The organism is Microcoleus sp. Z1_A1 (assembly GCF_036700305.1).
In the GTDB taxonomy this organism is placed as follows: domain Bacteria; phylum Cyanobacteriota; class Cyanobacteriia; order Cyanobacteriales; family Microcoleaceae; genus Microcoleus.
Genome location: NZ_JAUBOR010000022.1, coordinates 54,914 through 67,771 on the forward strand (window position 1 = coordinate 54,914; position 12,858 = coordinate 67,771).

9 protein-coding genes are annotated in these 12,858 nt (G+C 47.0%); 4 read left to right on the forward strand and 5 right to left on the reverse strand.

Annotation, left to right across the window (positions count from 1 at the left end):
- Positions 1-302: 302 nt before the first annotated feature.
- Positions 303-1,124, reverse strand: coding sequence for a sulfotransferase domain-containing protein (locus QT973_RS15975; RefSeq protein WP_333055992.1), 822 nt, complete (start codon positions 1,122-1,124; stop codon positions 303-305).
- Between the two features lie 227 nt (positions 1,125-1,351).
- A complete protein-coding gene (locus QT973_RS15980; RefSeq protein ID WP_333391682.1) occupies positions 1,352-1,621 on the reverse strand; it encodes a hypothetical protein in 270 nt (89 codons plus the stop codon).
- 373 nt (positions 1,622-1,994) lie between these two features.
- On the opposite strand from QT973_RS15980, the gene hpsA reads away from it, so the two are divergent.
- The 4 genes from hpsA (at position 1,995) to QT973_RS16000 (ending at position 9,749) form a co-directional block, all read left to right on the forward strand.
- Positions 1,995-7,229: a hormogonium polysaccharide biosynthesis protein HpsA gene (gene hpsA, locus QT973_RS15985; RefSeq protein ID WP_333391684.1), complete on the forward strand. Its 5,235-nt coding sequence runs from the start codon at positions 1,995-1,997 to the stop codon at positions 7,227-7,229.
- 55 nt (positions 7,230-7,284) lie between these two features.
- Complete coding sequence (gene hpsB / locus QT973_RS15990) at positions 7,285-7,962, forward strand: hormogonium polysaccharide secretion pseudopilin HpsB (protein ID WP_333391685.1); 678 nt, start codon at positions 7,285-7,287, stop codon at positions 7,960-7,962.
- Between the two features lie 64 nt (positions 7,963-8,026).
- Complete coding sequence (hpsC, locus tag QT973_RS15995) at positions 8,027-9,070, forward strand: hormogonium polysaccharide secretion pseudopilin HpsC (protein ID WP_333391687.1); 1,044 nt, start codon at positions 8,027-8,029, stop codon at positions 9,068-9,070.
- A gap of 58 nt (positions 9,071-9,128) precedes the next feature.
- A complete protein-coding gene (locus QT973_RS16000) occupies positions 9,129-9,749 on the forward strand; it encodes a prepilin-type N-terminal cleavage/methylation domain-containing protein (protein WP_333391689.1) in 621 nt (206 codons plus the stop codon).
- Positions 9,750-10,071: 322 nt separating this feature from the next.
- On the opposite strand, the gene QT973_RS16005 is transcribed toward QT973_RS16000, so the two are convergent.
- The 3 genes from QT973_RS16005 to QT973_RS16015 all read right to left on the reverse strand — a co-directional run bounded on the left by QT973_RS16005 (position 10,072) and on the right by QT973_RS16015 (position 12,088).
- Entirely contained in the window at positions 10,072-10,860 is a 789-nt protein-coding gene (locus QT973_RS16005; RefSeq protein WP_333391707.1) for a cobalt-precorrin-6A reductase, read from the reverse strand.
- Between the two features lie 28 nt (positions 10,861-10,888).
- The gene (locus QT973_RS16010) at positions 10,889-11,401 is read right to left on the reverse strand and encodes a hypothetical protein (RefSeq protein ID WP_333233439.1); all 513 of its coding nucleotides are present in this window, start codon (positions 11,399-11,401) and stop codon (positions 10,889-10,891) included.
- A gap of 483 nt (positions 11,402-11,884) precedes the next feature.
- Positions 11,885-12,088, reverse strand: coding sequence for a hypothetical protein (locus QT973_RS16015; protein ID WP_333056000.1), 204 nt, complete (start codon positions 12,086-12,088; stop codon positions 11,885-11,887).
- Between the last annotated feature and the right edge of the window lie 770 nt (positions 12,089-12,858).

Consider the following 12,858-nt stretch of genomic DNA (forward strand, 5'->3'; position numbering starts at 1 on the left):
GGCTCAAGTGCTGCGATTTGTGGATTAAACACAATACTATTCGACTAGATATCACAGAATAATATGAATGTCAAGCTCTTTTGATAAAAAGATTTGTAGGGGCGGGTTCACCCACAATATCTCACAAATACAAACAATCTAAATAAACCCGCCCCCTCCCCACGAATAACCTACATGAACCTTGATTTCCTCCCATTATCCAAACGTATAGATAGATTTACCGTTGGGTGGGGCGGGTTTAGGAGATTGTGGATTATTGACGATTATTGTGGGTGAACCCGCCCCTACAATTCCCGAAATGATTAGTCCCAGCCGAAGTCTCGATCGCACAATTGGGCTAATCTCTGGTTGTGCGATCGAAAATATGCTCTCAATTGGTCGTATATTGTGTCGCTGATGGGGGGATATTGGGTGGCGTTGTATTTTTCGTAGGTTTGTAGTTGGTGGGGCGGCAATTCTAGAAATTCTAAGACGCTGTTGTATGTGCCGAAGGGATTGGTATATAAGTCTTCGCTTTTGAGGATTAAAAGTTGTGATTTGGGAAAAAGTTTTATCCAGGCTGGGAGTTGATCGGCGTAAATGCCGCGGGTTAGATAACTGTGGTGTTGGTGTTCGTAACTGTAGTAGTTTGGGTTGGTTTGGAGTTTTTCTATTTCGCCTTTGAGTCTTTCGGGTTCGGCGGCGATCGCACTTTCTAATGATAGGGATTCGTAGCCTATTTTGATATAGTAATAATAGTGGGAGATTGCGCGTTCTACTGGGTTTCTCAGCAGGGCGATTATTTTAACTTTGGGACATAAATCATAAATTCGCTGGGGAACTTGGGGGTGACAGATATAGTAGGGGCTGGCTTCTCCGGTTAGTAGGTTTTCGCCTGGTTGGGGCTGGGGAAATTGGGCGTAGTACCAGTCGGGGCTTTTGTCGAAGTTGAAGTCGAAGTAATGGATTTCTTTTTGGGCGGCGGGGAGGATTTGGGGATGTTGGATTAGGTAGTTGTACAGGGATGTTGTGCCGCCTTTTTGGGCGCCGATGATGATGAAGTCGGGGGGTTTGGGGGGTTGTTTCATGGGTGGGGATGGTAGGTTTATTTGGCGCTTGTACTGACAGTGTTTCGGATTTGGCATTTGTACCGATTGTCCGCCGGGGGTTTTAACCCCCGTCTCATAGCGCAAGTCCTTTGAAAAGGACTGAAGATGTATTTATATATCTAATATCTTAATATTTGATTAGTCCTATGCAAGAGGACTTTAGCTATGAGACGGGGGTTTTTAACCCCCGGCGGGCTGGGGCGCAAGACGAAAATTCGATCGCACTTGGGGGCATTAGGGCAATTCGATCGCACTTGGGGGCATTAGGGCAATTCGATCGCACTTGGGGGCATTAGGGCAATTCGATCGCCCAATTTAGATTTGATGGCGCTGACAGGCATAACGATTCGATGGGCCGATCGTGATTGTAGATTCCGGTGGTTGAAAAGCGCTAGCAAGGCGAACACATCAACAAAGCCTGCCAGACAAGGGCTGGGAAATACATCGGATACGATCGCGATCGCTGTTTTTGGGCGATCGCATTCACTCTGAGTCTGACCACGAATTTCAAAGGTGGTATCAAGCCCCCGCATTTATCTCGCGCAAGTCAATCGAAAATCTAAAATCCAAAATCCTCAAGAAAGAGCATTTATCTCGCGCAAGTCAATCTAAAATCTAAAATCTAAAATCTAAAATCGATTGACCCCTGACATTTCAATTTAACTAGATTAGAGTGGAGTTAGGAATATCTAATCCCTGCGGGGCAAATCTTTCGCGGAAATATATTATCGGCGGCGATTTTGGTTGTGGGTTTGTGGGTTTTATTTTTCAGCCAAGGTACAAATTTAAATTTGTGCAAGAGGCTGATATGCAGGTTGTGGAAAATGGGAACAATAAAGATGGGATTGTACTGTCGAGCAGTAACTACCAGCAATACCATCTCTGAAATTATTCAGGAAGGCGTCAATGTTTAAGAGCAAATTATCCAAAGTTATCGTATCCCTGCTGCGGCGGATTGCTGGTGTTACCAGATCCGGGGCGAAGCGGCTGATGAGAGCAATGCTGCAAACCCTGATGGCTATGGGCCGGAGGGCGAGACTGCCGGTGGCGGGGTTTGTGCTGCCGACGGTGACGATGGTGTTGCTGGTAGTGATTTTGCTGACTGTGGCGATTACGCTACGATCGTTCGATCGGGCGAATACGGCGCGTAACGTGCGCGTGAACCAGCAGGTACTGGCGGCGGCGACTCCCGCGCTCGATCGGGCGAAAGCCAAAATTCAGTATGCCTTATCCCCTCAAGGAAGCGGAACACTTGATACACCATCAGACTTGAGCGTTTACCAAGCGATGGATTCAGATCGCTTTAAATTTGGAGATGAGGAGGTTCTACAGGTTCAGGTTGATATTAATAATTCAAATCGAATTGATGATGATGATCCTGCAGATGCAACTAACATCAATCTAAGCGAGAGGATAAATACCGCTTGGAGGTTCCCTGTAGATACTGACAACAATGGTAAATTTGATACTTACACTCTATACGGAGTATTTTTTCGCAGCCCACCTCGCGAGCTGGACACAGGAGAGTTTAATAGAGCTAGAAAGGCTTTAGAAGCCCGAACCCCTCCTATGTCGGTATCCCAAGGTTCTACCAACGCGATCTGTAAGGCTGCAGCAGGTACTAGCGCTAGTTTGGTAGGCAGTACGGACTGGTACAAAGCAGAGGGCGTACTCAAAAAAAGCTTCTTTGTTTACACAGTGAACGTGCCGATAACTAATATTACTGGGCTCGATTCCACAAAATACGACATATTTAAAGGAACTCCAAGTTTCTCAGCTTTGGAGTACCAACAAGACCAAAAACGCATTCCACTACAAAATAATGCGGTGGTTTATGAAGATGATTTAGAAGTATCTCCCGGCCCGGCGCTGCGTCTAAACGGACGGATATTTACTAACAGTAATTTTATGGTTACCACCACGGGCGACGGGCCGGTGGCGTTCTATCTCGTTAGCAGCAGAGAATCGTGTTTCTACGACCTAGAAAATAGTAAAATAGTCGTTAGTGGTAATGTGGTTAACGGCTGGTCGGGAAGTAGTGGCAACACTGGCAAAGACATAGCAGTTCATCTATTTGGGAAAGAGGCTACCGATCCAGTCACCACAAAAGCAATTAAAGGGGGCGCCGACCAATCTGTAGCCTACAAAGATGGTGCTTTGGGGGTCATGTACAATAACAAGGCTTATTCCGATCGCATCGGTTTGTTAGTTTCCGAACAGCAAAAAAATGCCCCTGCTTCCGATCCCCAGGAAGTTAAAAATGCTATTGCCATACAAGTTCAAGAAGAAACTGACCCCACTGCTCCCAGCGCCGATCGTCAAAAGGAGATTCGCCGAGAAAAGCTGGAATCTTACTTTAGATTGCGGACGCGGAAAGTGCCTTTTGCAGAAGTGCCGGCCACCGCTGTAGACTCATGGGCTGGCGTTAACCCTGCATCTCCCTTCGGCGGAACAGGAGAGGAACTGCGACCGGTGGATGCCTGGGTTATGCCTTTGGACACCAACACTAAACTCGATACAACAAGTGTCAGGCTCAAAGCCAACAGCCCGGAAAAGGTAGAGGAAGATAACAAAGAATCCGAGTTAGGCGATCGCATAGTCGTAGGGAACAATCTACCAGCACTAAGGTGGAGAACCGATTTGGACACTCCCAAATTTGTGGGTGAAGGTGAGGAAGGAAGAGACACATTGGGAGTTAACTGGCTGGATGGGGGCCAACGCTACCGAGAACCGCAAGTGAGGCAGTTCGCTGATGTAGGGGGAGCAGAGAGAGACGGCTTCTGGGAAAAGAGTGCGGCCCAAGCACCTCAAACAGCAGTTGATGGCATTGGCGGATTGCGGGTAATTACGGGTGCGGGTGTTTACGAGCGCACAAACTCTTTTCTGCCACCTCCCAAAGTCTTCAACCCTGCTGCGAATGCAGTATCGGAGTTCTACGACAACCCGGCAACTACTGCTGTAGAAAAGTTCCCTGTTGTTTGGCCCGACTCCATGCCGATGTCACCAGGTCCGAATTCTAAAGTTTATAACTTTAGTTCTCCTCCTGGTACTGACCCCTGGGTTGTACTAAGCTCTGGGGACTGGGGAACTCTTAGTCAACCTGCAGCAGGTGCTATACCCTTATTAACTCCCACAGCTCCCACTATAGATCCTAATACTCGCAAGTATGCTAAGGGCGACTTGCGGATGCGCGCAAGTGCGATCTATCACTACGCAGACAACACAAGCGATCAAGCTGCTAAATTAGCAGATACCCCGCTGGCTTGTGTCAGCAGCTATTACGATCCCAGCTACCGATACAGAAAAACGATTAGTGGAGTTGACACTCTATTTGATTCCAGTCTCAACCATCCAGATTTGCCATTGGGAAGCGATAACAATGGTAAATCCAACAACGGCATCGTCTACGGCCCTCCTGACGCCAGACCGACCGGTGCAACTCTAACGGCAAGTCTCCTGACTGATCCATCAAGTCTCACTTCAATAGGAACACCAGAGAATCGCTTGAATTATCAAGCCAGTCTCGTCTTCCCCGACGGTAGGTTTGTCAACGAGAACTTAAGGAAGGCTTTGCAGAAGGCGGACGCAGAACGCAGCTTGTCGGAAAAAGCTGCGATCGACTCTACTCTTTGCTCTTTTAAAATTTTGGCAAATCCGACTACAGGCTTTGCTACCACCTATCTCGACCACGGGACAATTCGGGAAGTTGCTTTTCTCAATCCTAGGGAAGTTAAGGCGATCGACAAGGACGACCCAGCTACAGCAGTGGACGAGACTTATAGCCTCAGCAGTCCTTTAAGTTCTGCTACTGGTAGTGGCTTGATGGCTTCTACTCAGAGCGCGAAGCTAACCGGACAATACGACCTTCCCCTAGCAGAAAGACAACCCCTAGAAATCCGGGTCACGCAATTAGATGTCGATAAGCTCAGGAACAAAAATTCGATCGCCTACAAGCGAGTGCCCGTCATCAACACCCTTAACCCAGAGTATATGCTGCCTTACAGCGGCCTAATTTACGCCAGCCGTGATGATGCAGCACCCGATCGCAGCGATCGTACTCCAAATAGTCTTGGAACTGCCATTGATACAACCCGCAGCCAGCTAAGCAGCCCAACGGATTCTCGGCTAGACCCCAGCCGTCGCCCCCACGGAATTATGCTGATTAACGGATCTAGCTTGGGTCGCCCGACAACTGTAAGCACGGTGACAGACGTACTGAAAGAGAAAGGTCTGCTGTTGACTTCTAACCTGCCGGTGTACATCCAAGGCGAATTTAACAAACACACAAAGAGGGAATTTACAGGGGCTTTTAGTTGGACTCCCAGCGATTTCTACGGCCGCCCGGCTGCCAACCTAGATCCCAATTTTGCTTGTCGCCTCGGCGATCCCCGATACCCTGGCAAATGCGCTGGCAGCGATAATTGGCGAGCGGCAACAGTGCTCTCCGATGCGATTACCCTACTCTCTGAGCCAGTGTCAGGTAATTTACAGGATGGCTTCCGGTACGGTGTCCGCAATCACGGAGATTTTGACCTGAGAAATAATGCAGGTACCACGATCGTAGGCTATGACTTCGATGGCGATGGCATTCCTCCTGTTGATACAACTATTGATGCAGCTAATGAAGCTGACTTCGGCTTTGACCTCAATGGAAATGGGACTACGAACGATACGGGCGTTAAAGAGACGGAGGTAACGGCTAAAGCAGCTCGCAGGATTAACGGTTTCGGTGCTAACAACTACGTCACTAACGGTTTGAGTAGCGGTGCTGCTTTTGACATTCTCAACCAAGAAAAGTTCGGGCAAAGCGCGGGGACTAGCGTTACACCAACAGACACAAACTACAGCACTACCACAGGTGCTGCTCCTAACAGTTCATACTTCAACAATTTCGTTACGCCAGTTCAGCGACGGACTAATTTTCCAGAATATGTAATGGAAATCTGCCGGAAGTTGCCTGTTTCAGCTTGTGGGCCTGATGACTGGGTGGTTGGCATTGATACTGGTACTCTTGGGGAATTTGATCCATCTACTCCTATTGATCAAAGAGAAAAAGCAAGCATTGTCCCAGCAACTACACCTGTCGGGCAACTTTTGTCAGGTACAACAGCTAAACCAGCGATCGATCCAGCAGATAGACGATATCCCCGTCGCGTAGCTTTTGTGCGAAACATCTCAGGTACTAACAAAAAAAATAGGCTGGTTTTTAATGGCACTATCCCTGTGGCACTGGGAATTAATGGTACTGCAGTAGCTTTCTATGGTGGTGCGCCATCATCTTCTGTCCCTGTGGACGGCGGAACTCCCATAACTACAGCCTCTGGTACGACGCCTACAGCGGTAGCAAATTCTCTTTGGTATGCGACAACCACCACTCCAGCCACTCCAACGGGAGGAAGGGACGATGGTATTACCAACCCCCTGTTTTACGCCAAATTACCAACAGTTAGTGGCGGATTTCCTAATACAGTTGAGCAGCCACAGCTAAGACCGACTTTGCAGATTCAGGCAACAAATATTGCAAGTCCTCCCCTAACCAACGCCCAAAACGCCAACGACGTAACGCGATGGGTACAAAAAGCACGAACGACGGAGTTTAACCTCATAGTCGCCTCCAATGACGTTCCTTCTCGGGCTATCTCTTCCACCCTGGGCGACACCAATGGTGGTATGCAAAACTTACCGCGCTTTATGGAAAATTGGAAAGGCTTAACTCACTCGATCGCAGGTTCGTTTATCCAATTCAAGCGCAGTTCTTACGCAACTGCTCCCTACCTATCTGTTATTAACGATCCTGCTGGTGGTTCTTTATTCAAGGCCAAGCTATTCGACTACGACACAACCTACCCGTCTTTCCCTTACAAAATAGAAACCGGGGTTGGTACGATCGGCTATTTCGTACCACCCACGAGGGAATGGGGATTTGATGTAGGTTTGCTTTCACAGCCGCCTGACTTGTTTGCCCAAAAATTCACTCTCCCTGCTTCTCAGAAAAAACCTGACGAATACTTCAGAGAAGTCAGCCGGAATGATGATTGGGTAAAAACTTTAATGTGCGCTGAAAAATTGAATGATATAGATCGCAAGCCATCTGGAATATATGCTGTCAATGACGGCGCTAAACCAGCAGGCTGTCTTTAACTTCCCTGACCTTTAAACCCTCACATTCCTGAGTTCCAAATGCGGAGTGCTTACTATGATAAAACGCCAACAGCCACACAGTAGTTTACAGAAGTCTCAAGAAGCCGGCTACACGATTATCGAGTCATTGGTAGCGATGATTGTAGTTTCGGTGCTGATGATTGCGATCGCCCCTGTGATGGCTTTCTCAGTAGCAACTCGCGTACAAGCAAAACGGATAGAAATGGCCACTCAAGCCGCCACAACCTATATTGAGGCGCTCAGGTCTGAGGCGCTCAAACAAGGCACTAAGGGGTTTCCTGCTCCGTCCACAACCGCCAATCAATTAGAGGTCAATCCCGCTCCAACCGACATCAACGCTCTTTACTGCATAGACATAGACAAAAAAGATGTAACTGAAAAGTGTGAGACTAACAGCAATCAAGACTTTGTAGTTCAGGGCTACTACTATAACAACTTACCCGCTGCTACAAATCCGGCAAAAACAGGCTACAGCTTAATTGTTCGGGTTTACAGGGCTAGTTCTTTTGCTAGTGGCGTGGGTGCACTAACAACTCAGAGAAGTATTCAAGTCAATGCTCCAAACCGACAAGTACAGCAAGGAATTACTACATCAGGGCTGGGAAATCTCCGAGCGCCTTTGGTAGAAATGAGAACAGAAATAGGTGCTAGCGATCGACAAGGTGCTTACAACAGTTTGTGTACTCGCATTAATGACGGCCCATGTCAGTAATCATCAAAGTCCCCGTTATTAAATTTAAAATCGCTCCCCCCATTGGACAAAGGAAACAGTCAAAATGAAAACTTTACTCAGGTTGCTTCTAAAAAGTCAGCACCAGCGAAACCGCTCCGGACCAGCTCAAACAGAAAAGGGCATGACTCTGGTCGAGCTATTAGTCGGAGCAATTATGGCGTTTTTAATCATTACGCCGATGCTCGGTTTTGTAGTCGATATGCTGAATACCGACAGGAGGGAACAAGTCAAGTCAAATACCGAGCAAGACCTTCAGGCCGCCGTTGATTTCATCGCCCAAGATTTGAGTCAAGCTATTTATATTTACGATAATAAGGCTATTAATGGAACGAATGGCATTAGGTCTATGCTTCCTGCATCTGGAAATGTAAATAGAATTCCGATCCTCGTATTTTGGAAGCGACAACAGATTAAAAATTCTGTTCCTATTAACCCGACTGTTACTGCCAGACCAAACACCTGCGATACTAGACCTAATGAATGCAACGATACCTACGTACTTTCATTAGTTGCGTACTACCAGTTTAAAGAAACTGATCCTAACTCTATTTGGTGTCAGCCTTCAGGAGTCACTTGTCCTACCCGCATTGCCCGCTATGAAATTAGAGATGGAATAAAAAACCCGTCAACTTTGGCTTACTACACTGACGCTGAGACAACAACTGGTCAAAGAAAAGATCCAGCTTTTAACGAAAATTTCGACCCCAGCAAGCCAACACAAAATGTGACAGAGGTTGGGGAACTGGGAAATCCCCTATCGACAGCAACAAAGCCGGAAATTCTGGTGAACTACATCGACAACAGTACAGTTAACGTTCCACCTCTACCAGACTGTAAAACTACTCTTGGCGTCACAGACCCGCCAGCACCAGCACCACCATTAACTCCAACAGATTTATTAACAGCCGACGGCTCAACCAACAGCTTCTATGCTTGTGTAGATACATCTAAAAACATAGCCAGAGTGACTATCAGAGGAAATAGCCTCCGCCGCCTTCAAGCCGATGCGAATTATAATGCCAACAATTCGGCATATTTCCCAACAGCAACCGTGCAAGTACAAGGTCTAGGCGCGCGCGGACAGTAACTGATGTCTGAAACACATTGCCGAATCGCTGCCTGCCGATAAACAATAGGAGAATACCATGAAAACCCCACCAATATTATTAAAACTTTTGCATAACTCGGCTGCCAAGCCCAGCCCTAATTTCAACAAAACTGCATCCAGAAAAGATGATGGAGGATTCACCCTTCTAGAAGTGCTCGTGATAGCGTTGCTCATAGGTATATTTAGCTCGATCGCGGCTCCAAGCTGGCAGGGATTCATCAACAGACAAAGAGTTCGCACTGTGAACGATCGCGTTCTCCAATCATTACGACTGGCACAAAGCGAAGCAAAGCGAACTAAGAGCGATAGAGTAGTTACATTAAATCGATTGGTTGACCCGCCAACAGCTACAATTAAGACAGATCCAGCCCAAAATCCTCCGCTACAAACAGTGACTTTCGACGCTGGAGGCGAAATTAAACCTGGACAGGTTAAACTTTCTGTTGCTAGCTGTCCTAATAACAACTGCACGGCTGCTACACAACTTACTTTTAATTATAACGGTGTAGTCGATCCCAACAATTTAAACAATCCAGAATTACCTTTTGTGGTAACAGTTTCTACTGTTAACGGTGGTGCTAAGCAGTGTGCGATCGTGGAAACTCTCCTAGGAGGAATGAGAACTGCTGAAGGAAATGATTGCCGAACGCTACCATAGTTTTCAAGAAATTTAATCTTAATCTCTAACAGCAATTCCGCATAAGTTCTGAATTGCTAAAATCTATTAACTTAAATTATTTTATATTTCAAATCCTATTAAAACAGTCAAAAAATGCAGCTAGAACTAAAACAAATAATCATCCAGCCCGGAAATCAACCATTACTCAAAGACCTAACCTAGCCGATGTTTGAAACCCTACTAATATCATTTCCGGTAACACCGAAATGAAGTTGACGGTTGACAGTTGACAGTGAACAGTAAACCGTCAACAGTCAACAGAGAACTCGAATTTACTATTCCGATGCTAACCAATTTGATATCATAACTGCTTAACTAACCAAGCGATCGCCCCTGCAACATCAGCAACCTGCTCAACATCGGGAATCCGCGGCCGCTGCACCATCACCACCGGAATTCCCAGTTCCCTAGCCGCCACAATTTTCGCATAAGTAGCACCGCCCCCGCTGTTTTTACTAACAATTGTATCAATCTGATATTCTAATAGTAATTGGCGCTCATCTTCCAAAGAAAAAGGCCCCCTTGCTAATAACAATTTACCATTAGGAATAGGAGAATTGAGTGCCGGAGGATCGATCGCCCGCATCAAAAACCAAATAGCATCCAAACCAGCAAAAGCAGCCAATTCCTGCCTACCAATCGTCAGAAACACCCGCTGAGACAGCCCTAATAAAGCCCTTGCAGCCTCCGAGTGGCCCGCAACTTCAATCCAGCGATCGCCCTCCACCCTCTCCCAAGCTGGACGCACCAGCATCAAAAAGGGCACATTACATTCAGCAGCAGCAACAGCAGCATTAGCAGAAATCCGAGCCGCAAACGGATGAGTAGCATCGATTAAGAAGTCGATCGGGCGATCGACTCCCTTGGCGTAGTCCCCGTAGGGGCGGGCCGAGCTAACGCGCAAAAACGCCGCCAGCCCAGCCGCCCCACCAAACCCCCCAATCCGCACCGTACCCGTTTTGGGGGTAAAAGGCTGTTGAGTGCGTCCTGCTAGCGAAGATATCACCTCTATATCAGCAATTTGAGACGCTCTCACCGCCAGTTCCGCAGCATCCCCCGTCCCCCCCAAAATTAGCAACCGTTTTTTCACCAAATTATACTTCTGCCTGCAATTTTCCTTAAAAACCGATGACTTGAGTGTCAGGAGGCAGTGCAGTGGCCTCGGAGACCTTTTTAAACACAGTTGCCTGCTCGTTTAAGGAATTAGGCCTCGCCTGTCCGGGATTCGTGCCTTGCAACTGAAGCCGCATTTGACCTTCGGGAGTCAACTCAAAAACAGTCTCAACGGTTTCTGTGCTGCTGAGGCCGACATCAATGTGCATCGGTTTTTCACCGAGATTAACTTTGTACCTCATTTCTTTGGCGCGGGCAGCTCCGTCGGGGCCTTTAGCCATGAGAAACAATTTGCCTTCTGGCGCAAAGACGAAGGTGAAAGACTGACCCGAGGCGACAGTGCCTTGCCATTGGCCTAGGAGTTGCTGGTCGAGGGTGCTAGCGGCCGGGGCTGCTGTTTCTTGGGCAATTGTTGGTGTTGCTGCGGATGCTGAACCGAGGGCGGCGTTGAAGCTAATGAGGATGCCCAAGCAAAGGCTACCTGCGATCGCTTTACCAATCATTTTTGAATTAGACATGAGACAAATCTAAAAATTGGTTATTTGTTTTGTACACTGTAGCCGTAAAACCGTACTTTGTTTAGTTTAAATCCCTTTTATGGATAGATATAGGTTGAGGTTCAAACCTACAACGCAGTTGTCATCCCCGAACTAAAGCTTTTTACTCGTTACCAGGCTTTTACTCGTTACCAGGCTCTTCCTGGTAACGCATATCCGCAGGAAGAGCCTCCCTAGTCTGGGCAGAGGCAGAGCCTCGCTTACATCGTTTCCCAGGCAGAGCTTGGAAGTTAACCAGTTATTGAAACTGATGCGAGTATTGCTATAATTGACTATTGCGATCGATCGCATCTCCAGATAGTTTAGCAAATCCATCCCATTAATAAGCTGTTCGACATCTAAATTGCATTTTTTGTGCGGGCTTTCTGGCCCAACCCCTACTCCCCACAACAACTTTATCAAGTTTTGACTGTGCAGTTTAAATGCAGGACAGCTTAGTCTTCATTAATTTTTTTCAGTATCAGCTTCGACTTGTTCTGTCGGAGATTCCGGCGCCGGTTCCTGTGGATTTCGCGATCGTTTCATTAGCTCCAATGCCTCTGCGTAAGACCAAGCCACGTTCACAAGAAAAGCTTTCGCCATGCCGGACAAATTTTGTGCATCCTCGGTTTCAGGCGCTTCAGCTTTTTGGTTGCCGTCATTCATCATATTTTTGTTTTCTCCCGGCCAGGTTTTTATAGCGATTTTTTGCAGTCTGCGATCGATACCCACAAATTATGATTTTTCTTGCACCCGCACCCTACTTATCTTTGAGGATATGACCTTGATTACCACGAATAATATCATAAATAAGCTGTGGAGCATTTAAACCAGTAACGAGGCTAAGCTAATACGCATTTAAATTGCATGGGGCAATAAATTTTCCTTCTTGTGGGGAGTAGGGGTTGGGCCGGAAAGCCCGCCCTCAACATACAGCATATTCCATGTATATGCGGTACATACAAGAAGAGAAACGCGAGTAAGGTGCGGATACACCCGTCAATCTGCAATCTTTATCAAATATGAAGGAGCGACGCACCCTACGGACTAACACCACACAATATAGCTGCTAAGGATCGCGAATTAAATAACTTACAATTTTAATTGTTATTGTGGGATGGGCGTCCCGCCCGTCCAAAAAGGATGGGCGGGACGCCCATCCCACTTTCAAGAGTGGAAGTTATTTAATTCTCATTCCTAATGTACTTTATGAACCAGCGAATATGCTGTAACATAAAAGACTTTCAACTCAAAAACCCAGTTTCACCTGAGAAACTGGGTTTTTGAGCATCTGTTCTAGTTTATGTATGGTCGCCTACTTGATTGCGTCTGCCGTATTAACTAGCTCAACCTATTTAAACCTCAAACTTTTCAGGTGTTCAGAAACTCGCAAGGGCGAGCACTCTTGGCTGCGCCCCGAAAGCAATCAGGTTTCTCAG